This is a genomic window from Qipengyuania polymorpha (assembly GCF_019711435.1).
GTDB classification, from domain to species: Bacteria; Pseudomonadota; Alphaproteobacteria; order Sphingomonadales; family Sphingomonadaceae; genus Qipengyuania; species Qipengyuania polymorpha.
The window spans coordinates 229,737-250,544 of the sequence record NZ_JAIGNK010000001.1 but is presented as its reverse complement, the minus strand read 5'-3'; the positions used below and the strand labels follow the sequence as shown (position 1 = coordinate 250,544).

General features: G+C 64.6%; 22 protein-coding genes. 12 read left to right on the top strand and 10 right to left on the bottom strand.

The window, feature by feature from the left end; translation table 11 throughout:
* Window positions 1-329 precede the first annotated feature (329 nt).
* Window positions 330-1,409: an alpha/beta hydrolase-fold protein gene (locus K3152_RS01185; RefSeq protein WP_247713176.1), complete on the top strand. Its 1,080-nt coding sequence runs from the start codon at window positions 330-332 to the stop codon at window positions 1,407-1,409.
* Here K3152_RS01185 and K3152_RS01180 read toward each other — a convergent pair.
* Window positions 1,406-1,855, bottom strand: a complete 450-nt coding sequence (locus tag K3152_RS01180) for an Lrp/AsnC family transcriptional regulator (RefSeq protein ID WP_221572274.1) — start codon at window positions 1,853-1,855, stop codon at window positions 1,406-1,408. The genes K3152_RS01185 and K3152_RS01180 overlap by 4 nt on opposite strands.
* 116 nt (window positions 1,856-1,971) lie before the next feature.
* On the opposite strand from K3152_RS01180, the gene K3152_RS01175 reads away from it, so the two are divergent.
* The 5 genes from K3152_RS01175 (at window position 1,972) to K3152_RS01155 (ending at window position 8,110) form a co-directional block, all read left to right on the top strand.
* Window positions 1,972-3,180 carry a methionine gamma-lyase gene (locus tag K3152_RS01175; RefSeq protein WP_221572273.1) on the top strand — a complete coding sequence of 403 codons (1,209 nt, stop codon included), beginning with the start codon at window positions 1,972-1,974 and terminating at the stop codon, window positions 3,178-3,180.
* A 51-nt stretch (window positions 3,181-3,231) separates the two neighbouring features.
* A complete protein-coding gene (locus tag K3152_RS01170) occupies window positions 3,232-5,985 on the top strand; it encodes an ATP-dependent DNA helicase (protein WP_221572272.1) in 2,754 nt (917 codons plus the stop codon).
* Between the two features lie 63 nt (window positions 5,986-6,048).
* On the top strand, window positions 6,049-6,882 hold the full coding sequence (locus K3152_RS01165) for a sterol desaturase family protein (protein ID WP_247713102.1): 834 nt from the start codon (window positions 6,049-6,051) through the stop codon (window positions 6,880-6,882).
* A gap of 111 nt (window positions 6,883-6,993) precedes the next feature.
* The gene (locus K3152_RS01160; RefSeq protein ID WP_221572271.1) at window positions 6,994-7,521 is read left to right on the top strand and encodes a SixA phosphatase family protein; all 528 of its coding nucleotides are present in this window, start codon (window positions 6,994-6,996) and stop codon (window positions 7,519-7,521) included.
* A gap of 88 nt (window positions 7,522-7,609) precedes the next feature.
* Window positions 7,610-8,110: a ComEA family DNA-binding protein gene (locus K3152_RS01155; protein ID WP_221572270.1), complete on the top strand. Its 501-nt coding sequence runs from the start codon at window positions 7,610-7,612 to the stop codon at window positions 8,108-8,110.
* Here the strand turns inward: K3152_RS01155 and K3152_RS01150 are convergent.
* From K3152_RS01150 to soxR, 3 genes are all read right to left on the bottom strand, one after another.
* A complete protein-coding gene (locus tag K3152_RS01150) occupies window positions 8,107-8,679 on the bottom strand; it encodes a protein-methionine-sulfoxide reductase heme-binding subunit MsrQ (protein WP_247713101.1) in 573 nt (190 codons plus the stop codon). The two genes, K3152_RS01155 and K3152_RS01150, sit on opposite strands and share 4 nt — an antisense overlap.
* Before the next feature lie 59 nt (window positions 8,680-8,738).
* Window positions 8,739-9,131, bottom strand: coding sequence for a hypothetical protein (locus tag K3152_RS01145; RefSeq protein WP_221572269.1), 393 nt, complete (start codon window positions 9,129-9,131; stop codon window positions 8,739-8,741).
* Between the two features lie 68 nt (window positions 9,132-9,199).
* Window positions 9,200-9,637, bottom strand: a complete 438-nt coding sequence (gene soxR, locus K3152_RS01140; RefSeq protein ID WP_221572268.1) for a redox-sensitive transcriptional activator SoxR — start codon at window positions 9,635-9,637, stop codon at window positions 9,200-9,202.
* A gap of 113 nt (window positions 9,638-9,750) precedes the next feature.
* Here soxR and K3152_RS01135 point away from each other — a divergent pair, with 113 nt between their 5' ends.
* The gene (locus K3152_RS01135; protein ID WP_221572267.1) at window positions 9,751-10,134 is read left to right on the top strand and encodes a VOC family protein; all 384 of its coding nucleotides are present in this window, start codon (window positions 9,751-9,753) and stop codon (window positions 10,132-10,134) included.
* A gap of 60 nt (window positions 10,135-10,194) precedes the next feature.
* Window positions 10,195-11,595: a S41 family peptidase gene (locus tag K3152_RS01130; RefSeq protein ID WP_221572266.1), complete on the top strand. Its 1,401-nt coding sequence runs from the start codon at window positions 10,195-10,197 to the stop codon at window positions 11,593-11,595.
* Here the strand turns inward: K3152_RS01130 and K3152_RS01125 are convergent.
* From K3152_RS01125 to ubiA, 3 genes are read right to left on the bottom strand one after another with little or no spacing between them, the layout of a single operon-like run.
* The gene (locus K3152_RS01125) at window positions 11,592-12,044 is read right to left on the bottom strand and encodes a tRNA (cytidine(34)-2'-O)-methyltransferase (RefSeq protein ID WP_221572265.1); all 453 of its coding nucleotides are present in this window, start codon (window positions 12,042-12,044) and stop codon (window positions 11,592-11,594) included. The genes K3152_RS01130 and K3152_RS01125 overlap by 4 nt on opposite strands.
* 4 nt (window positions 12,045-12,048) lie before the next feature.
* Entirely contained in the window at window positions 12,049-12,669 is a 621-nt protein-coding gene (locus K3152_RS01120) for an SOS response-associated peptidase (protein ID WP_221572264.1), read from the bottom strand.
* Window positions 12,669-13,583 (bottom strand): 4-hydroxybenzoate octaprenyltransferase, encoded by a 915-nt coding sequence (gene ubiA / locus K3152_RS01115; protein ID WP_221572263.1) that lies wholly within the window; start codon window positions 13,581-13,583, stop codon window positions 12,669-12,671. Before ubiA ends, K3152_RS01120 begins: the two co-directional genes overlap by 1 nt.
* 39 nt (window positions 13,584-13,622) lie before the next feature.
* Between ubiA and K3152_RS01110 the strand changes: the two genes are divergently transcribed.
* Genes K3152_RS01110 through K3152_RS01100 form a run of 3 tightly spaced genes read left to right on the top strand, consistent with a single transcriptional unit; the run spans window position 13,623 to window position 16,115 of the window.
* Window positions 13,623-14,378, top strand: coding sequence for a 16S rRNA (uracil(1498)-N(3))-methyltransferase (locus K3152_RS01110; protein WP_221572262.1), 756 nt, complete (start codon window positions 13,623-13,625; stop codon window positions 14,376-14,378).
* Between the two features lie 43 nt (window positions 14,379-14,421).
* Window positions 14,422-15,792: a glutamate--cysteine ligase gene (locus K3152_RS01105; protein ID WP_221572261.1), complete on the top strand. Its 1,371-nt coding sequence runs from the start codon at window positions 14,422-14,424 to the stop codon at window positions 15,790-15,792.
* Between the two features lie 20 nt (window positions 15,793-15,812).
* Window positions 15,813-16,115 (top strand): putative quinol monooxygenase, encoded by a 303-nt coding sequence (locus K3152_RS01100; RefSeq protein WP_221572260.1) that lies wholly within the window; start codon window positions 15,813-15,815, stop codon window positions 16,113-16,115.
* Between the two features lie 15 nt (window positions 16,116-16,130).
* On the opposite strand, the gene K3152_RS01095 is transcribed toward K3152_RS01100, so the two are convergent.
* The 3 genes from K3152_RS01095 to K3152_RS01085 form a co-directional block, all read right to left on the bottom strand.
* Entirely contained in the window at window positions 16,131-17,471 is a 1,341-nt protein-coding gene (locus K3152_RS01095; RefSeq protein ID WP_221572259.1) for an outer membrane protein assembly factor BamB family protein, read from the bottom strand.
* Window positions 17,472-17,499: 28 nt separating this feature from the next.
* Window positions 17,500-18,279 carry a tetratricopeptide repeat protein gene (locus K3152_RS01090; RefSeq protein WP_221572258.1) on the bottom strand — a complete coding sequence of 260 codons (780 nt, stop codon included), beginning with the start codon at window positions 18,277-18,279 and terminating at the stop codon, window positions 17,500-17,502.
* 129 nt (window positions 18,280-18,408) lie between these two features.
* On the bottom strand, window positions 18,409-19,278 hold the full coding sequence (locus K3152_RS01085; RefSeq protein ID WP_221572257.1) for an alpha/beta fold hydrolase: 870 nt from the start codon (window positions 19,276-19,278) through the stop codon (window positions 18,409-18,411).
* Window positions 19,279-19,357: 79 nt separating this feature from the next.
* Here K3152_RS01085 and K3152_RS01080 point away from each other — a divergent pair, with 79 nt between their 5' ends.
* Entirely contained in the window at window positions 19,358-20,770 is a 1,413-nt protein-coding gene (locus K3152_RS01080; protein ID WP_221573051.1) for a protein adenylyltransferase SelO family protein, read from the top strand.
* Window positions 20,771-20,808 lie beyond the last annotated feature (38 nt).

Below are 20,808 nucleotides of genomic sequence, written 5' to 3'. Positions count from 1 at the left end.
CTGCGAGTTAAATCGACCGGAACTTGGGATACCCGTCGAGTGAGAATTGCAAATACGCGGGATAGTGACGCCATGGTGTCTGCTTATCGGGTCCTTCGAAGGTAGGACAGGACGCTGTCGCATGCCCCGCCTTGACGCATGCCTACAATGAATCGGGAGCCCGCGCGTTTAAGTTGCGCGCGGGGAGAATTGTCATGAAGTTTCATACAAACCGGCTAGGCACTCGGGTGCACGCCACCCTTGCAGCAGCAATCGTGGCGTTTTCACCGATTCCACTGTCCGCACAGGATAGCGCACCCTCATCCGAAGCGGGGGAACTGTCCGAGGTGATGGTACCGGCGCCCTCGCTCGAGGGCAATTTGACGGGAGAAGCGCTCGAACAGCCGGTCTCGGTGTACCTGCCGCCAAGCTATTCCGAAGGCGGCGAGCGGCGATATCCGGTCGTCTATCTCTTGCACGGGTTCTCCGGCACGAACCGCACCTGGCTCAATTCGGTCGACTTTCCCAAACGTCCGCCGTCAGCCGACAATTTCTACAGGCATGCAGGCATCTTGGAAAAGCATCGCCTCGACGAGATTTTCTCATCCGGCGAAGTGCCGGAGATGATCCTCGTCGCCCCCTCGGCGCGTAATGTTTACAAGCACGCATTCTATACGAACAGCCCGATTACAGGTAATTGGGAAGACCATATCGCCGAGGATGTCGTGGGTTTCGTCGATGCCAATTACCGCACGCTAGCGCGACGGGAAAGTCGCGCATTGGCGGGCCATTCGGGTGGTGGTCACGGCACGCTTTTTATCGCTTCGCGCAATCCGGAACTGTTCAGCACACTCTACGCGATGGCGCCCTGCTGCCTCGGCCCGAACATGTCGCTCGGCTCCTACTTTGCTGAGGGCAGCGACGAAATCGCGCCAATGTGGCAGCGCATTTTCACCCGCATCGATGCCATGGACTCGATCGATGACATGCCGCCGCACGACGGCAGCAAGGTCGAGGATTTCATGCTCAATATCGAGCTCGGAACCGGCGCTGCGCATTCGCCCGACCCGTCCGACCCTCCCTTCTACGGTGACCGCATATACCGCAAGGAAGCCGGGCGATACGTCATCGACGAGGAGGTGCTCGAGCGCCGCCGGGCGAACTGGAACCTGTACAATGTCGAACGGCACGATGAGGTTTTACGATCCTTCGAAGCGATATTCATCGACTACGGCGAGTTCGAAATACCCGACCTCGTCAAGGGCAATAGCGCTTATGTGAAGGCGCTGTCCGAGCGCGGCATTCCGTTCCGGATGGAAGTTTACGAGGACGGCAATCACGGCAACATGCTGCGCCCGCGCATGTATTCGATTGGCCTGCAATTCCTCGCCGAAAATCTCGACTTCGGCGATGAGGGAGGAGCTCCTTAAGGCAATTCCACCGTGTCCTTCACGGTCCCGTAGACGAAGCTGGTGTTGATGGTCGCGATGCCCGGGGTGGTGTGCAGCGTCTCGCGCATGAATTCCTCATAGGCGTCGAGCCCCGCCACGACGATTTGCAGCAAATAGTCCGAACTGCCGGTCATCAAATGGCAGGTGAGGATTTGCGGGGTCTCGCGCACGCGCCTCTCGAACCCGTCCACCACCTCGCGGTCGTGGCGCGAGAGGGTGACCTGCACGAAAGCCGTCACCGGATAGCCCGCCGCCTCGCGGTCGACGATGGCGACGTAACGATCGATGACGCCCGCTGCTTCGAGATTGCGCACACGGCGCAGACAGGGTGACGGCGACAGGTTCACCCGCTCGGCCAATTCGGCATTGGTCAGGCGACCGTCGCGTTGCAGTTCCTGCAGGATGCGTTTGTCCTTGGCGTCCATATTGCCCCTCTATTGGCAGATTATGCTAATATCAGCAGTAAGAGTGGCACACTTTGCAGAGATATTCCAGACACGCTGCGGTATAAGGCCTCAAACACAAAGAAAGAGGTCAAATCATGAGTCGCTCCACCCTGTCCGGATTTTCCAGCCGCGCCATCCATCATGGCTACGACCCGGCGGAGAACATGGGCGCGCTCACGCCGCCGATGCACATGGCCTCGACCTTCGCCTTCGACAGCGCGGAACAGGGCGGCGCTATCTTCGCAGGCGAACAGCAGGGCTATTTCTACAGCCGCATTTCCAACCCCACGCTCGACCTGCTCGAACAGCGCATCGCGACGCTCGAAGGCGCTGAGGCAGGCGTCGCCACGGCGAGCGGCATGGGCGCAATTACCGCGGTTATGTGGAGCCTGCTCGAAGCGGGCGATGAAATCATCACCGACAAGACGCTCTACGGCTGCACCTTCGCATTCTTCCGCCACGGCCTTGCCAAGTTCGGCGTGAAGGTGACGCATGTCGACCTGACCGACCCTGCAGCACTCGAAGCGGCGATGAGCGACAAGGTGAAGGTCGTCTATTTCGAGACGCCCGCGAACCCCAACATGCGGCTGGTCGATATCGCGGCCATCAGTGAAGTCGCCCACAAGGGCGGCGCGCAGGTCGTGGTCGACAACACCTATGCCACCCCCGCCCTCACCCGCCCGGTCGAACTGGGCGCGGATATCGTGGTGCATTCGGCGACCAAGTATCTAGGCGGGCATGGCGACCTTGTCGGCGGCCTCGTCGCGGGCAGCGCAGAGACGATGCAGAAGGTGCGCCTCGAAGGCCTGAAGGACATGACCGGCGCGGTGATGAGCCCCTTCACCGCCACCCTCGTGATGCGCGGCCTCAAGACGCTGGCGCTGCGGATGGAGCGTCACAGCAAGACCGCGCTCGAAGTCGCGCGCTGGCTCGAAGCGCAGCCGCAGGTTGCCGCGGTCCATTACCCGGGTCTCGAAAGCTTTGCGCAGGCCGAACTCGCAGGCCGCCAGATGGCGCTGCCCGGCGGCATGATCGCCTTCGACCTTGCCGATGGTTACGAGCAGGGCATCCGCTTCATGAACCGCCTGCGCATGATTACCCGCGCGGTCTCGCTGGGCGATGCGGAGACGCTCATCCAGCATCCTGCCAGCATGACACACTCCACCTACACCCCCGAAGAGCGCGCCGAGCACGGTATCGGTGAAGGCCTGCTGCGCCTCTCGGTCGGGCTGGAGGATGCCGAGGATATCTTCGCCGACCTCGAACAGGCGCTCGCCGCATCGGACATCGCGCTGGCGGCATAAGTGTGCCGGGGCGCTTGCCCCGCGTTCCTTTTGTGTTCTAACGGGCGAGGGGTGAGCCAGCCGCTGCCCCTCCCTGCCCTTCATGCCAGCCACGCAGGCACCTGGCTGCGCGATGCGAACGGCGCGACGCGTGGGTGCTCGAAGGGCGAGGCCGTCATGGCGGCGGCCGACACGCCGTTGCTGATGATGAATGCGCCACTGGTGGCGAGTCGGCTGGGCTATCCCGACTTGTCGGGGCTCGATTTGCTCGAGCTGTATGCTTTCGTGCATCCGGCGAAATTCTGCGTGCCGACGCCCAAGGGGCTCTCCCAAGCGCTGGGGCTCGACGAGCCGGAGGATGATGCGGGCGTTCCGCTCCTGCTCCAGCAGGCGGCGGGCGCGCTGGTAGCGACATGCGAGAGCGAGGACTGGGCCGAGCGCGAGGGCGCGTGGTCGAGCCTGCAATCGCTCGCACGGCTGCGCTGGCCATGGGCGAATGTTCTCGCCCCGCATGTCCGCAAACCCGAGAAGGCCGAAAAGTGGCTCTTCACCCGCCTGCCCGAGTGGGAAGAAGCGCCCGAGCGCCCGCAGCCTGCGCAGGTTCTCATCGACGAGCCGGAGATCGAGGCGCATCTCGAAAGGCTGACCGGCGAAGGGGCGGAGCGGCGCGAGGGGCAGCGAATGTTCGCGCGCGGAGCAGGCCATGTCTTCGCCCCCCGCGACCGGCAAAAGCGCCCACATGTGCTGCTGGCGCAGGCGGGCACGGGCATCGGCAAGACGCTGGGCTATCTCGCCCCTGCCTCGCTCTGGGCGAAGCAGTCGGGCGGTACGGTCTGGGTGAGCACCTATACGAAGAACCTCCAGCGCCAGTTGAGGCGCGAGAGCACGCGGGCATGGCCGCCTGCGCGCGAGGACGGTTCCCCGCCGGTCGTGGTGCGCAAGGGCCGCGAGAACTATCTCTGCCTGCTCAATCTCGAGGACGCCTTGCAGGGCGGGTTTGCGGGACGGCCGGCCATCCTCGCGCATCTCGTCGCGCGCTGGGCGGCATACAGCCAAGACGGCGACATGATCGGCGGGGACTTGCCCGGCTGGCTCGGTACGCTGTTCCGGAAACGCGGCATTGCGGCGTTGACCGACCAGCGTGGCGAATGCGTCTATGCCGGCTGCCCGCACTACCGCAAATGCTTCATCGAAAGGAGCGCGAGGAACGCGGCGCAGGCCGACCTCGTCATCGCCAACCACGCGCTGGTGATGGTCAATGCGGCGCGCGGACGCGATATCGCCAGCCGCCCGACGCGCATCGTCTTCGACGAGGGGCACCATGTCTTCGACGCTGCCGACAGCACCTTCTCCGCCGCGCTGACCGGGCAGGAAGCAATCGAACTGAGGCGCTGGATTATCGGCCCAGAGCGTAATTCACGCGGCCGCCGCCGTGGTCTTGCGGCGCGCCTCGCCGATGTCGCGAGCTATGACGAGGCAGGCGGCGACGCGGTGGAGGCTGCCATCGAAGCCGCCGAAGCGCTGCCCTCCGACGGCTGGCTGGGTCGGCTGGCCGAAGGTGCTCCCTCGGGGCCGCTCGAGGCGCTGCTGGCACAGGTCCGCGCGACCACCTTTGCGCGCGACGAGAGCGGGCTGGAGGCGGGCTACGGCATCGAGACCGAGACCGCGCAGCTTCCCGGCGAACTGGTCGAGGCCGCCGGAACCGCCGCGCAGGCGCTCGCACTAATCCGCACCCCGCTGCTCAAGCTGGCCGGGAGGATCGAAGCAGTGCTGGAAGACGCGCCCGACTGGCTCGATGGACAGGGCCGTGCGCGTATCGAGGGGGCGCGGCATTCCCTCGCGTGGCGCATCGACCTCATCGCCGCATGGGAGGCGCTGCTTTCTCGCCTTGGCGGACCGGCAGACCCCGAATTCGTCGACTGGCTGGCGGTCGATCGCAACGATGCGCGCGAATTCGATGTCGGGCTCTACCGCCACTGGCTCGATCCGATGAAACCCTTTGCGCAGGTGGTGCTCGAACCCGCGCATGGCGTGATGCTGACCAGCGCCACGCTGACCGACCGCGACGAGGGCGGCACGGACTGGGAGCACGCGATTGCCAAGAGCGGCACGCCGCATCTGGAACTGCTGCCCAAGACCACGCAGGCCGACAGTCCCTTCGATTATGCGGGCCGCGCCGAGGTGCTTATCGTCACCGATATCAAGCGCGGCGACATTCCCGCGCTTGCCGGAGCCTATGCCCGCCTCATCGAGGCGAGCGACGGCGGCGTGCTGGGCCTTTTCACTGCCATCCGCCGGATGCGCGCGGTCTATGGCCGTATCGCCGACCGGCTGGCGCGGGCTGGCCTGCCGCTATTTGCGCAGCACATCGACCCCATCGATACCGGCACGCTGACCGACATCTTCCGCGACGATGCCCGCGCCAGCCTGCTCGGCACCGATGCCCTGCGCGACGGGGTGGACGTCCCGGGCCGCTCGCTTCGCTGCGTGGTCATGGAAAGCGTCCCCTGGCCGCGCCCCACCATCCTCCACCGCGCCCGCCGCGCTGCCGCCGCCGAACAGGCTGGCGGTGCCCAGCGCTATGACGACCGCATCATCCGCGCACGCCTTGCGCAGGCTTTCGGTCGCCTCATCCGCAGCAAGGATGATGCCGGGCACTTCGTGGTGCTGTCGCCCGCTTTCCCGAGCCGCCTCCTGTCGGCCTTCCCGGAAGGCACACCCGTCCACCGCGTCACTCTCGACGAAGCACTCGCGCGGGTTGCAGCTGGTCTCGACCAATCATCTTCCGAAATAAAAGCCGAGGAATCGGACACCACGGGCAAGTAATTCGCCAGTTGCAAACCGGCCGTTTTGGGCGCATCCTGCCGGGAAGAGTAGAAGGAGGCGGCTTTGCAAGCGGAAGGTTCTGAAACAGTCTTCGCGCTCGTCTCCGACCACATCACGCGCGTGATGTATTTCGACTTCTCGCGCTATGCCATCGCCGCTGGCGCAATGTTCGGCTTCCTCCTCATCTTCCGCCTTTGGGCCGAGAACCGCCGCATCCAGACACGCCGCGCCACCCGCCACGATTATGCGCGCGAAATCCTGTCTTCGCTGCGCACCGTATTCTTCTTCGGCGTGACGACGCTCGCCACCCTCGCGCTCAGCCGGGTGGGCGTCATCAAGTTCGAGATAAGCGAATTCCCCCTCTGGCTCGCGCTGGTGCAGGCGGCCGCCATCATCCTCGCGCATGATGCGTGGTTCTACTGGACGCATAGGGCCATGCACTCGAAACTGCTGTTCCGGCCGGTTCACCTCCATCATCACAAGTCGCGCACGCCGACCCCCTTCACCGCCTACAGCTTCACCTGGATCGAAGCGATTATCGAGGCGGCCTTCATGCCGCTCTTCCTGCTGGTGACGAGCCTCATGGGCTTTGCCTTCACCGGCCTCGCCCTGCTGCTGTTTATCTGGATCCAGATCAGCCGCAATGTGATGCAGCATGCAGGGGTCGAAATTCACCCCGCGGGCTGGGTCGACAGCAAGTGGACCGACTGGATCAGCACGACCACGCATCACGACCTCCACCATTCGGGCGGCAACCACAATTTCGGCTTTTATTTCACCTGGTGGGACCGCTGGATGGGAACCGAGCACCCGCAATACAAGGAGCGCTTTCGCGCCGTCGCCAAGCCGCTGATACAACGCCGGACCAAGCGCGAGAACCCCGCCAGCGCAGCCTGACGCGCGCCTCGTCCCAACCCGTTTTTCGCGGGCAATACCCCAAGCGGCAGTTGCCACGCTGCCTTGCGCCGCTATGTATCAGCCAGCCCTCGCCACGGAGATAGAGCCCAAGTGAAAGTCCTCGGCCTGTTGCGCCACGCCAAGTCCGATTGGGGACAGAGCGACAAGCGCGATTTCGACCGGGGCCTCAATGCGCGCGGTTGCAAGGGTGCAGCGCTCATCGGCGCGCATGTCCGCGACCACGGGGTCAAGTGGGACAAGCTCATCGCCAGCCCCGCCAAGCGCGTGAAAATCACGCTCGAACAGGCCGCCATCGGGCCGGAGCCGCAGTGGGAGGACAGCCTCTACCTCGCCTCGACCGAAACGATTTGCGACGTCATCAGCGAACAGGGCGGAGATGCCGAGGCATTGCTGCTGGCGGGTCACAACCCCGGCTTCGGCGACATGGTCTTCGAACTGGTCGCGCCCAAGAACGAGAATGACCTCTTCGACGAAGCCAAGGTCAAGTTCCCCACCGCCGCCTTCGCCGTGTTCGAGCTCGACATCGACGACTGGGCGGACCTCAAGGAAGGCTGCGGCAAGCTCGTCCATTTCGCCCGCCCGCGCGACCTCGACCCGGAGCTCGGGCCGGAACATTGAACCGGCCCGTTCGCTGGGCTGGACAGAAACCCCTTTCCATCAAGCATAAAGATGCTAATGCGAATGCTTATCAATAAGAGGAACACCCATGCGTAAACTTGTTGCCGCCGCCGCCCTTGCCGGGACCGCTCTCACCCTCGCCGCCTGCTCGGGCGCCGAAGAAGAGGTTGTCGAAGACACCGAAACCGCAGCTCCTGCCGAAGACACGGTCGCCACCACCGCTGCCGTGATGGATGCCAGCACCGTGACTGCCGAACAACTCGCCGGCATGGCAGGCGTGACGCCCGAACTGGCTGAAGCCATCATCGCCGGCCAGCCATATGAAAATGCCAGCGCCTTCAACGAAGTGCTGATGGCCAGCCTCAGCGAAGAAGAAGCTGCCACGGTCCGCGAAACGCTGTTCGTGCCGGTCAACCTCAACACCGCCAGCGAAGCGGACATCAAGCTCATCCCTGGCATGACCGAAAAGATGGAGCATGAGTTCATGGAATACCGCCCCTATGCGGACATGGACGAATTCGACCGCGAAATCGGCAAGTATGTCGATGAAGCCGAAGTCGCGCGCTTCCGCCAGTACGTGACGCTCTAACGGCGTTGAAGCCAGATCCTGAGACCCTCGATCGCGGCGAGGATACCCACGTGTATCCAAGCCGTGGTCGGGTCGAAGGCCGACCAGACCCAATGCAGGAAAGTCAGCACCGCAGCCGGATAGACCAGCCGGTGCAAAGTCTTCCATGACCGCTTGAGCGCCCGCATCGAAGCGTCATTGGAGGTAATCGCAAGGGGCAGGAACAGCGCGAACGCGAGCCAGCCCGCGAGGATGAAACCCTCGCCCATTTCTGCCAGCACGAGCTCCAGCGTGCCCTTCTTCCAGAGATAGACGCCGGTGTGCAGCAGCGCATAGGCGAAGCTCGCCACCCCCAGGTCGCGGCGATGGCGCACGAGCCATTTCGCCACTGCCGATTTGCGGAACAACAGTCGCAAGGGCGTGACTGCCAGCGTTACCATCAACAGCCATGCCGCCCAGTCGCCACTATCGGCAATCGCATGGCCATAGCCGTATGCGTCAGGCGTGAATTGCCAGCGCCCCGCCAGCCGCAGGCCGGGCAGCGCGAGAATGAACCAAAGCAGATATCGTGAAGCGAGAAGGCGGGACAAAGCAATCCCGCGTTGTCACGCTTTGCACTCAGTGCGCAAGGCCTAAGAAAGCGCGTGCTTCAAGGTTTTGTTTCGCACAGCAAATGCGAGAAATAAAAGAAGCCGTTGGCCGAGTGAATGCGATAGGAAACGACCCGCCCATAGCGGTCCTTGAGAAACTGCTCGCACAGCATCGCAGCGTTCTGCTGGTTGGTCTGGTAGTCGTTCTCGGACTCGCCGGGGGCCTGGCCTTGCGAGAAGTGGAAGACGAGGATTTGCTTGCCCGCCCTCTCCTCCAGCGCATCGACATGAGCCCTCAGCGCTTTGAGTTCGGTCAGCACCGGGTTCATCTTGGGAGCCTCATAGCCGGGCTGGCGAGGCTGTGGCTGCTGTGCCTGGACACGCTGCTGCGCGTCAGCGGCAGTTCCGGCCAGCATCAGGGTTGCCGACAGGGCAAGTGCGAGTTTCTTCATGCTGTCTCTCCTCCCAATGAGGCGGAAGCTACCAGACGCAAGGCGCCGTAACAAGAACGCTGCTCCAATTAGCGCAGGACCCTTGGTCCGCTTCCTGTCTCGCCCCATTTGTCCTGCGGGTTGTAGAGCGCGCATTTCTTCAGGCTCAGGCATCCGCAGCCGATGCACCCATCGAGGTCTTCGCGCACCTTCTGCAGGGCGGCGATTTGCGCGTCGATGCGCTTGCGAACCTCGCCACTGATCCGTTTCCAGTCGGCTGCATTGGGGGTGCGGCCATGGGGCAATCCCGCAAGCGCCTCCTCGATCTCCGACAGGGCCAACCCCAATTTCTGGCAGATGAGGATGAAACTCAACCGCCGGATATCGCTGCGCAGGAAGCGGCGCTGGTTGCCGCTCGTGCGGATCGGCTCGACCAGTCCCTTGCCCTCGTAGAACCGGATGGCCGAAACGCTGAGGCCGGTGCGCCGCGCGAGGTCGCCGATGGGCAGAAGGTCGTTCGCTTTCATCGATTACAGCGATAGCGAAAACCACCCTTGACCTCAACCAAGGTTGAGGTTGCATATGGTGGTGCATCGCTAACGGACCCGCTCTCATCGCGGGCAAGGAATGGAGATGCATTATGGCTACCACCAAACCCCAGGGCCGCCTCGAACACGCCAATATCTCGGTCACCGACCCCGAACGCAGCGCCGCGTTGCTGATCGACATGCTCGGCTGGAAGGAGCGCTGGCGCGGCCCCTCGATGAAATATGGTCGCTCGGTCCATGTCGGGGCCGAGCACGATTATATCGCGCTCTACACGGGCGAGCATGTGAAGGGCGAATACACCAAGGGGAACCCGCTCAACCACCTGGCATTCACCGTCGACGACCTCGATGCGGCAGAAGAAGCGGCCAAACGCCACGGCCTCGAACCGTTCGGCCACGATGCGTACGATCCCGGCAAGCGGTTCTATTTCTTCGACTGGGACGGCATCGAATTCGAGGTAGTCTCCTACGTTTAGGGCTATTTGTGTGTCATTTACTGGGCTTGTCATCTCTTCCAAGAGGTGTATTGCCAAGCTATGACACGCAAGCTTACCGCCCTCTTTCTCGCCCTTCCTGCCGCGGCCTGCACGCATGTCGCGGCAGATTCCCCACAAGCACCGCAATACGGCGCGCCCACTGCAATCGCGTCTTCGGAGGCCGCACAGGGCGTGTGGCAGTCGCGCGGCTATGGCTACATCCTCGATGTGTCGGCGGACGGCATCACCCGCTACCAATACGGCGACACCTGCTACGCCACGCCCGAAGAGACGAAGGCGCTGAGCGAGATGGCGGGAGCCGAATACAGCCTCGTCGCGCTTGCAGACGATGGCCGGAGTGCGCGTTTCCAGCTGCTTTCCGGCGATACGCGGGTGACTTTCGACCGGCTCGATGCGCTGCCCGATGCATGCGTGAGAAACCCCGACACCTCGCCACCGGCGGTCGCCGCCGCCTTCGCCGACCACTTCGAGCGGCACTATGCCTTCTTCGACCGTCGCGGACCGTCGGCCACACAGCGCGCCGCGCGCCTCGCATCGCTCGATGCCGACAGCAGCGATGAAGAACTGTGGCAGGCACTCGCCGGTTACATGGAGGGCCTGTCCGACAGCCACACAAAGCTCATCGGCGTGGTCGATGGCGAGAAACGCCGCGTGCAGGACGGACAGGGCGAAACCCTGCCGCACATCCGCGAAGGCATCGGAGAGAACAAATTCGTGGTCGGCACGATTGTCGGCGCGCTCGAGCAATTGGGCGACAGCGCGCACCACGTCGGCAACGACCGCGTGGTCTGGGGCACCATCGACGGGCGCGTGGGCTACATCTCGCTGCTGGTCATGGGCGGCTTCAGCGACAACAAGGATTTCGCCAGCGAGGCCTGGGCCGAGGCCGAACTCGCCGCCTTCGATGCCATCATGGACGAGGCGATGACGGCATTCGCAGGAATGGACGCGGTCATAGTGGACCTCTCGAACAACCGCGGCGGATGGGACCGGATTTCCAAGGCACTTGCATCGCGGTTTGCTGCGGCCCCCTTCACTGCCTACACCACGCAGGCGCACGGTTCGGGCATCGCGCCCTTCGCCCATGTGGTGGAGCCAGCCAGCGGCCCGACCTATACCGGCCCGGTCTATGTGATGACCAGCGACATCACCGTCAGCGGCGGCGAACTTGCGACGCTCGCCATGCGCCAGTTGCCCAATGTGACGCAGCTCGGCAGTACCACCCGCGGAGCATTCTCGACCCCGCTGCCAAAGCCCCTGCCGAACGGCTGGCTGCTGGAATTGTCGAACGAAACCTTCGCAGCGGCCGACGGCACGGTCTACGAGGAGACGGGCCTCGCTCCGGAAATCGAGCTCGACATCTATCCCGCAGCAGCTCCGGTGGCGGGCCACTGGCAGGCGGTAGAGCAAATCGTCGCGATGGCGACCACTACGGACTAGGCCGGCAGTGCCCCGGTCTGCCGCAGCGCCTCGCCCAGCGCGAGGCCTGCGCAGGTGGCGAGATTGAGCGAGCGCACTTCCGCCTTCATCGGCAAGCGCACGCTCGCATCGACCGCGGCGCGCACTTCGTCGGTCACCCCGGCGCTTTCCTTGCCGAAGAGCAGGATGTCGTCGGGGCGATAGGCGAAATCGTAGGAGGACTGCGTTGCGCGGGTGGTGAACAGGACCAGCCGCTGCCCTGCCCTCGCCTCGCGAAAGGCTTCGAAGCTGGCGTGACGGACAACCTCGACATGGTCGATGTAGTCCATCGCCGCACGGCGCACGCGGCGGTCGTCCCACGGGAAGCCGAGCGGCTCGATCAGGTCCACGCCTGCACCCATGCAGGCACCCAGCCGCATGACATTGCCGACATTGCCGGCGATTTCGGGTTCGAACAGGGCGATGCGCATGGCGTCAGAGCAACCCCACCTGCCCCTTGCCCGACCACGGAACCTTCGTCCGGTCGAGCACGAGTTCGCCCTCCCACGGGCGGCAGAGCGCAAGGGCATCTTCGGGCGAGCCGTCGGTCCACTGGCCCCAGTCGTCCTTCACCAGCAGCACGGGCATGCGCGAGTGGACCTCTTTCGCAAGCCCGCCAGCGTCGGTCATCACCATGGAATAGCACTCCCCCCATTCCTCGCTGTCGCGCCATACGCCCGCGCAGGCGAAGAGTTCGGCATCGGGGCGTGAGAGCCAGCTGCGTGTCTTGCCGCCCTTCGGCCCTTCAGCCTCCGCCCATGCGGTGACGGGGATAAGGCAGCGCCGCTCCTCGAAGCTGTAGCGCCAGAAGAAACTGTCGAGCTTGTCGGTGCGCGCATTATTGACCGGCTTGGGCTTCAGCGGCTGGCCGTTCTTGCCCTTCATCACCAGCGGGAAGCCCCAGTTCATCTGCTTGAGCGTGCCGCCCGCCACCACCGCGCCGGGATAGCCGGGATAGACCTCCGCGCCGAAATTCGCGCCGCCGAGCTCGTTCACCGCATCGAACCACGCGGCGACCTCGTCCTTGTTCTTGGTCATGCGGTAGAGATTGCACATCAGGCGTTCCCCACCACGAAACAGGCCAGCGCCACCAGCGCGCCCGCCCAGCGGTTGGAGCGGAAGCGTTCGAGCGGGTTGCCAGCATCCTCGCCGTCGAGTGTGGCGACCTGCCAAGCGAGATGGCCTGCTGCGGGTATCAGCGTCAGCAGCGCAATCCAGTCGGCGCGGTAGAGCCAAAAGGCGAGGGCCCACGCCGCGAGTGCCCCTGCATAGAACAGCGCCACCCCGGCCTTCACCTGCCCGCCGAGGCGCAGGGCGCTCGAGCGGATGCCGACCAGCGCATCGTCCTCGCGGTCCTGCATGGCATAGATGGTGTCGTAACCGATGACCCACAGCGCGGCGCCTGCATACATGGCGGCGAGCGCGTCGAGATTGTCGGTTCGCAGCTGCGTCCAGCCGACCAGCAATCCCCAGGTGAAGACCATGCCGAGCCACGCCTGCGGCCACCAGGTGATGCGTTTCATGAAGGGATAGGCTGCGACCAGCGCAAGGCTCGCCAGCGCGACCACTTGTGCCTCAAGCCGCAATTGCAGCAGGACCACGAGGCCGACGAGGCAGAGCACCAGCAGCCAGCCCCATGCCAACTTCTTCGACACGCGCCCACTCGCCACCGGGCGACTTGCGGTGCGCGCCACCTTCCGGTCGAGCTTGGCATCGACGATATCGTTGTAGACGCATCCCGCCCCGCGCATGGCCACGCTGCCGAGCAGCAGCCAGCCGAGCAGCGCCCACTGCCAGCCCGCGCCCGCCAGCCATACGCCCCAGACGCAGGGCCAGAACAGCAGCCACCAGCCGATTGGACGGTCGAACCGCGCCAATTGCGCAAGGTCGCGCGGAAGCTGGGGCAGGCGTGCGACTAGGCCGCGATGTTCAGTGTCGGGGACGATTTCGGGTGAGGCGGTGTCGCTCATGGCTTGCTCCCTACCCTCGCGCGTGCCACCTGCAAAGCCATGGCAGCAACTCCCGCATGGCCGCCCAAGAGCGCACCCCGCCTGTTCGTCACCGACGAGCTCGGCCAAGGCCGTCTAATCGTTATCGAAGGCAATCAGGCCAATTACCTCGGCCGCGTGATGCGCGTGAGCGAGGGCGACGCCGTAATCCTGTGCGACGATATCACGGGCGAGTGGGTGGCGCGCGTCGGACAGGTCGGCAAGCGAAGCGTCGAGCTCACCGTCGAGGAGCAATTGCGTCCGCGCGAGGAGGTGCCCGACTTCTGGCTCTGCGCCGCGCTGCTCAAGAAGGACCGCTTCGACATGGTGCTCGAAAAGGCGACCGAGCTTGGCGTTGCAAAAATCCAGCCTGTGCTCACGAGCCGCTGCGTGGCGGACAAGCTCAACCCCGAGCGCGCACGCACTATCGTTACCGAAGCTGCCGAGCAATGCGCCCGCACCGCGCTTCCCGAGGTAGGCGAGCCGCAGAAGCTGGACGCCCTGCTGCGCGACTGGCCCGAAGACCGCACACTCTTCTTCGCTGATGAGGAAGGCGGCGAAGGGGCTGCCGATGCCTACTTTCTCTTCGATGGCCCCGCCGCCTTGCTGACCGGTCCCGAAGGCGGCTTCACCGACCAAGAACGCGCTGCCATTCGCGCACATCCAGCCGCCCATGCCATCAGCCTCGGACCGCGGATCCTGCGTGGCGAGACGGCAGCGCTCGCCGGCACCGCGGTTTGGATGGCGGAAGTAGGCGACTGGCTGGGCGAGGAATAATTTCCTTTGCGCGCGCAGGTTCGGTTGCCTAACGCAACTTTCCATGAGCACGCGCGACACTTCCGACAAGGCCGACCCCATCATCGAGAGCCGCGACCAGCTCGTCGCGCCGATGCAGAAAGGCGAGAAGCCCAAGGACCAGTGGCGCATAGGGACCGAGCACGAGAAGCTCGTCTTCCACAAAAGCGACCACCGCGCCCCCTCCTATGACGAAAAGGGCGGCATCCGCGATATCCTGCTTTCCCTGCGCGAATTCGGCTGGGAGCCTGTCGAGGAGGACGGGAAGGTCATCGCCATGCGCGGCGACGACGGTACGGTCAGCCTCGAACCTGCGGGCCAGCTTGAACTTTCGGGCGCACCGCTCGAAAACCTGCACCAGACCTGCAACGAGACCGGGCGGCACCTCGCACAGGTGAAAGAGGTCGGCGAGGCGTGTGACGTCGGTTTCCTCGGCCTCGGCATGTGGCCCGACAAGACCCGCGAAGAGCTGCCGATGATGCCCAAGGGGCGCTATGAAATCATGAAGCGGCATATGCCGCGCGTCGGCACGCTGGGCCTCGACATGATGCTGCGCACCTGCACCATCCAGGTGAACCTCGACTATTCTTCCGAAGCCGACATGGCGCAGAAATTCCGCACCGGCCTTGCGCTCCAGCCGCTTGCCACCGCCCTGTTTGCCAATTCGCCGTTCACCGAAGGCAAGCCCAACGGCTATCTCTCCTATCGCAGCCACATCTGGTCGGACACCGACCCGTACCGCACCGGCATGCTGCCCTTCGTCTTCGAGGACGGCTTCGGCTACGAGCGCTGGGTCGATTACATGCTCGACGTGCCGATGTATTTCGTCTTCCGCGAGGGCAAGTACATCGACGCCGCTGGCCTCAGCTTCCGCGACTTCCTCGAGGGCAAGCTGTCGGTCCTGCCCGGCGAGAAACCGACCGAAAGCGACTGGTGGGACCACCTTTCGACCGCCTTTCCCGAAGTGCGCCTCAAGAGCTTCCTCGAAATGCGCGGCGCCGATGGCGGCCCGTGGAGCCGTATCTGCGCCCTGCCCGCTTTCTGGGTCGGCCTGCTTTACGAGCAGGACGCGCTCGACGCGGCGTGGGACACGGTCAAGCACTGGACCATGGAAGAGCGCGAGGACCTGCGCAATGCTGTGCCCAAGCTCGCGCTCGACGCGTCCATTCCGGGGGGCGGCAAATTGCGCGACCTTGCCAAGGACGTGCTCGCCATCGCGCGTTCGGGCCTTGTTGCGCGGGGCCGCCTGAACACTTCGGGCGACAACGAGACGGGCTTCCTCGAAACGCTCGACGAAATCGTCGCCAGCGGGAAAGTGCCCGCGCAGGTCCTTCTCGACCGCTATCACGGCGAGTGGGGCGGCGACATCAGCAGGGTCTACAAATACAGCTTCTAACCGCGCGAGGAGACGCACGCATGATCCAGGTTAACGGAACCATCAAGCTGGGGCGCAATATCGACGCGGCGACGCAGAAGGCGATTGTCGAAATGGTGCGTGCGAGCCGCGCCGAGGACGGCTGCCTCGATTATGCCTTCGCGCGCGACCTGGCGGATCCCGACACGCTCATCCTGTTCGAGCGCTGGCGCGATGCCGCGGCGCTCGAAGCGCATGGCAAGACCGCGCATATGGCCGAGTTCCAGAAGGTCATGGCGGCAAACCCGCCCGCCTCGCGCGAATTGCGGATGTACGAGACCGACGAGGGCCAGCCGCTCGGCTGACCCACGTCACAAGTCTTAGCGGTAAGCGGTGATGCGGCCGCTGTCGTCGAGGATGTACATTGTGCCATTGGCCACGACGGGCGGCAGGCTGATGGCTTCCTCGAGGTCGGCATAAAGCGCGGCCGAGCCTTCGCCCGTGCTCACGACATAGACCTGCCCTTCGGAATTGACCGCCCAGAGCTGGCCGCCGGCAAGCACCGGACCCTGCCAGAAGATGGGGTCTTCCTTCTTCTCTTCCTTGCGGAAGCGCGGCATCTGCGTGAGCCAGCGCACCTTGCCGGTGCTGCGGGCAATCGCCATCATCCGCGCATCGTCGGTGAGAGCGAAAATCCACTCGCCCGCGATGGCCGGGGTCGAGATACCTGCGACATTGAGTTCCCACAGGCGCTGGCCGGTGACGAGCTCGTAAGCCGCCATGCGGCCACCCTGGCCGAGCGCGAAGACCTGGCCGTTGTCGATGATGGGATCGGCATCGATGTCCGAAAGCGCGCCCACCTGCGTCGAAATCGAGGTCCGCGCGAGGGCATCGGCCCAGAGGCTACGGCCGTTCTCGTAGCGATAGGCGATGAGTTCGCCCGAGGTGTAGCCGGTGACCACCGTGCCGTTACCGGCGGCAGGCGCTGCCACGCCGAAGACGCCGGCCATGGTTGTCGAACCCGATTCCTGCCACGCGACGCTGCCGTCGCTGGAGTTGAGCGCGAAGAGCTGGTTGTCCTGGCTCATCACAAAGATGTTGCCGAAGGCCACGGTCGGCGAACCACGCAGCGGACCGCCCGGCTGGACCTTCCATTGCTCAGCCCCCGTCGCGGCGTCCAGTGCATAGACATTGCCCGCGCCATCGGTGCCGAAGATGCGGCCCTGTTCGAAGCTCACGCCGCCACCGAAGGCCGAGGGACGCGTGTCGTCGGTCAGTTCGCTCTGGTAGGTCCAGACACGCGCGCCGGTTTGCGCATCGAAAGCGGTGACCTGCCCGTCGGTGCCGACAGCGAAGAGCTTGCCGTCACCCACGACCGGAGCCGCTCCGAGGCGGCGCTTGTTGCTGGCACCGGCAATCTGCGCGGTGAAGACGCGGCTGGGCGCGGCTGCGAGCGCGAGGTGGCCATAGCTCTTGTTGGCCGTGCCGCCTGCCTGTCCCCATGCGTCGTTGGTGCGCGGGGCGGGAAGCGTAACGGGCGTGCCTGCGAGCGAGGGGTCGACCTTCGCACCGATGTCGATGCGCGAGAGGATCGGCTGGCGGTCGCCGAGCGTCGGCGTGTCCTTCTTGTCCTCGCCGCCGCCGAAAATCCCTCCGGCGCATGCGGACAGCGACAGGGCGGAAGTGGCAACCAGCGCGGCGCGCAGGACAGTTTTCGTCATGGTTTGGCTCATCATAATGGGGTTCACGTCACTCGCTGACCAGGCCGGAATCGTCGGCGGGGCCGCGCTGCTGTGCTTCGACCACGTCGCGGACATCGTCGACGGCATCCACGCCGAGGATGCCGGCCATGTTCAGCATGCGCGAGCGCGCGGTTTCGGGTGTGTCTTCGTGGCGGGCGATTTCGGCGAAGAGCGCACCGGCTTCGCTGTCCTTGTCCTGCGCCATGTAGGCATGCGCCAGCAGTTCGCCGGCGCTGGCGAAGAAGGGCTCGCCCGGAACCGCCAGCGGCTTCATCGCGGCGACCACGTCTTCGGGCTTCATCGTATCGAACAGGAGGGCCGTGCGGCGGATGGTCGCAAGGTTGCGCATCGCCTCGGGTGCCTTACCGTCGTCCGCAACTTCCGCGAACAGCGCGGCTGCGGTGTCGTTGTCACCCTTATCGGCGGCAATGCCTGCGCGCAGCATCTTGGCGCTGAGTTCGGGAGAGCCGCCCTCCACGCCTTCGAGACGCGTGTTGGCTGTGTCACTGCGACCGGCTTCGAGCTGGTCGAAGGACGTGACGAGCTGTTCGCTCGAAGCCTCCATCGCCTTTTCCTGCTGGTCGTCCCAGTAGAGATAACCGCCGAAGGTCGCGAGGCCGAGGACCACCACTGCCAGGAGCGGCTTGCCCCAGGTCGACATGAAGGTCTCCATGTCACCCTGGCGCACGGCCTCATCGACTTCGCGCAGCAGGGCTTCCTGCTCTGCAGCCGCGGCCTGTGCCTTCTTTTCTTCGCGGGAAAGTTCGGTCTTGGGTGTGCGTGCCACTGCGGCGCTTCTCTTTCAGGTATCGAACAAAGTTTCGCGGGTCTTTAGGCATCGCGGGGGCCAAGGGCAATGCCTAGGGAGGCCCAGACGCATGCCTGTCCCCGCCCGCGTGAACGGGGACTGAAAGGGTCAGTGCGTGCTGGCGAGGAGGGCCTCGACGGCGCTGCGCACTTCCGGCTCGTCGAGCGTGGGCGCATGGCCCGCATCGGGCACGACCACAGTATCCGCATCGGGCGCACGGCGCTGCATTTCTGCAAGCGTTTCGGCGCTGAGGATGGTGGAGAGGCCGCCGCGCACCAGCAGCAGCGGCTTTGCCGCCAGCGCCTCGAAGCCGGGCCACAAATCGGGCGGAACGGCATTCTCGTCCGCTTCGTTGAAGGGGTCGGCGATTTTCATGTCGTAGTCGAACTGGATGCGGCCGTTGTTGCAGAGCGTCATCGAGCGCTTGGCCATCGCAATCCAGTCGTTCGTGTCGAAGGTCGGATGCGATTCGCCGTGGACTTCCTCGAGGCTGCGCGCGGCGTGCATCCATGTGGGGAAGCTGCCGCCCTTGCCGAGATAGGTCTTGATCTTGTCGATGCCCTGCGGGTCGACCACCGGGCCGATGTCGTTGATGACCGCACCGGCAATCTTGCCGGGCGCGAATTGCGCGATGAGCATGGTCATCAGCCCGCCCATCGAGGTGCCGACCGAAACGAAGCGCTCGATGCCCTCCTGCGCAAGGAGCGCCATGACGTCGGCGATATAGGTCGGGACGGCGTAGCTGGCGCTATCCTCGGCATAGGCGCTTTGTCCGCGTCCGCGCATGTCGGGTACGATGACGCGGTGGCCCAGCCCGGCGATATGCGGCGCGAGGCCTTCGAAATCGCGGCTGTTGCGGGTGAGGCCGTGGAGGCAGACGACGGGCACTTTCCCGCTGTCATCGCCTGCATAATTGCGGAAATAGAGCTCCAGCCCGTCGGGGCTTTGCCAGCTGGCTTCGCTGAATTCGCTGTCCATGACTGCTCCGGTAGCGCGCCTTTGCGCAAAATTCGAGAGACGACTTGCATGTATGTGGCGCGGTCCCCATCCCCGTTCCATGCCGAGCGCGCCCGAACATTCCGAATACCGCCCCGTTACGCCTATCGAGACGCTGGCCGACTGGCTCGGCGACGAGGTGGCGGCAGCCGATTTTCCCGAGACGAAACTGCGCTTCCGCAACGACCGCTGGGCTGCGGCGGTCGGGCTGGACGGTCTGTCGGACGAGGAATGGCTGAAACATTTCGGGCGCTTCCTGCCGCTGCCCGAGAACCTGCCCAAGCCCTTGGCGCTGCGCTATCACGGCCACCAGTTCCGCGTGTACAATCCCGATATCGGTGACGGGCGCGGGTTTCTTTTTGCGCAAATGCGCGATGGCGAGGAGCGCCTGCTCGACCTCGGCACCAAGGGCTCGGGCCAGACGCCATGGAGCCGCGCGGGCGACGGGCGGCTGACGCTTAAGGGCGGGTTACGCGAAATTCTCGCCACCGAAATGCTCGAGGCGCTGGGGGTGAACACCTCCAAGACCTTCAGCATCGTCGAGACCGGCGAACAGCTCGAGCGCGGCGACGAGCCCTCGCCCACCCGCTCAGCCGTGATGACCCGGCTGAGCCATGGCCACATTCGCATCGGCACATTCCAGCGCCTTATGGTCCTTGAGGAAATGGACCACATGGCCGCGCTGGTCGATTATTGCCTCACCCAGTTCCCCGGCCCTCCCCCACCCGAAGACGCGCCGGGCCGCGACGAACCGGCCGTGCAGCTGATGCATCTCGTGGTCGAGCGGCTCGCCGACCTTGCGGCAAGCTGGATGGTGGCGGGCTTCGTCCATGGCGTGCTCAACACCGACAATATGAACATCTCGGGCGAGAGCTTCGATTACGGCCCCTGGCGCTTCCTGCCCAAGTGGGAGCCGGGCTTCACCGCCGCCTATTTCGACCATCAGGGCCTCTACGCCTTCGGCCGCCAGCCCGAGGCGCTGCACTGGAACTGCGGCCAGTTCGCCATTGCGCTTCGAACCCTCGCCGACGCACCGCCGCTGATTGCCGCGATGGAACGGTTCGGGCCGCTCTACATGGCAGCCGTGGGAAGGCGCTGGTGCTGGCGGCTCGGCATAGAAAGCAAGGGGCTGGAAGACGACGGCAGGCTCGTCGGCCTGTCCGAAGCCGCCATGGCCGAAAGCGGCGAACAGCCCGATGCCTTCTTCTACCGTCACCGCGGCGGCAAGTCAGGCGAAGGCGAGCTGGGCGAATTGCTGCAAAGCTATACCGCCATCGGGGATGACCACCCCTACTGGAGCGAAGGCGCTCCCGAGAGCATGCTCATCGACGAGGTCGAGGCCATCTGGTCCGCCATCGACGAGCGCGACGACTGGCAGCCCTTGCACGACAAGGTCGCCCGCCTTCGCCGGATGGGAGAGGCACACGGACCTGCTCCCGTACCGGCCGGGCACATTAGCAAAAACTCAATTTGACGCGCCAAGACAGAAGTCACATAGGCTGGTTTCAACAA

Coding starts and splice junctions, on each gene's coding strand:
- K3152_RS01135 (WP_221572267.1), top strand. CDS start 9,751: ATGGCTACCACCAAACCCCAGGGCCGCCTCGAACACGCCAATATCTCG.
- K3152_RS01155 (WP_221572270.1), top strand. CDS start 7,610: ATGCGTAAACTTGTTGCCGCCGCCGCCCTTGCCGGGACCGCTCTCACC.
- ubiA (WP_221572263.1), bottom strand. CDS start 13,583: ATGAGCGACACCGCCTCACCCGAAATCGTCCCCGACACTGAACATCGC.
- K3152_RS01085 (WP_221572257.1), bottom strand. CDS start 19,278: ATGGACAGCGAATTCAGCGAAGCCAGCTGGCAAAGCCCCGACGGGCTG.
- soxR (WP_221572268.1), bottom strand. CDS start 9,637: ATGAAAGCGAACGACCTTCTGCCCATCGGCGACCTCGCGCGGCGCACC.
- K3152_RS01180 (WP_221572274.1), bottom strand. CDS start 1,855: ATGGACGCCAAGGACAAACGCATCCTGCAGGAACTGCAACGCGACGGT.
- K3152_RS01145 (WP_221572269.1), bottom strand. CDS start 9,131: ATGAAGAAACTCGCACTTGCCCTGTCGGCAACCCTGATGCTGGCCGGA.
- K3152_RS01095 (WP_221572259.1), bottom strand. CDS start 17,471: ATGACGAAAACTGTCCTGCGCGCCGCGCTGGTTGCCACTTCCGCCCTG.
- K3152_RS01120 (WP_221572264.1), bottom strand. CDS start 12,669: ATGTGCAATCTCTACCGCATGACCAAGAACAAGGACGAGGTCGCCGCG.
- K3152_RS01130 (WP_221572266.1), top strand. CDS start 10,195: ATGACACGCAAGCTTACCGCCCTCTTTCTCGCCCTTCCTGCCGCGGCC.
- K3152_RS01110 (WP_221572262.1), top strand. CDS start 13,623: ATGGCAGCAACTCCCGCATGGCCGCCCAAGAGCGCACCCCGCCTGTTC.
- K3152_RS01125 (WP_221572265.1), bottom strand. CDS start 12,044: ATGCGCATCGCCCTGTTCGAACCCGAAATCGCCGGCAATGTCGGCAAT.
- K3152_RS01100 (WP_221572260.1), top strand. CDS start 15,813: ATGATCCAGGTTAACGGAACCATCAAGCTGGGGCGCAATATCGACGCG.
- K3152_RS01175 (WP_221572273.1), top strand. CDS start 1,972: ATGAGTCGCTCCACCCTGTCCGGATTTTCCAGCCGCGCCATCCATCAT.
- K3152_RS01105 (WP_221572261.1), top strand. CDS start 14,422: ATGAGCACGCGCGACACTTCCGACAAGGCCGACCCCATCATCGAGAGC.
- K3152_RS01185 (WP_247713176.1), top strand. CDS start 330: ATGGTACCGGCGCCCTCGCTCGAGGGCAATTTGACGGGAGAAGCGCTC.
- K3152_RS01080 (WP_221573051.1), top strand. CDS start 19,358: ATGCCGAGCGCGCCCGAACATTCCGAATACCGCCCCGTTACGCCTATC.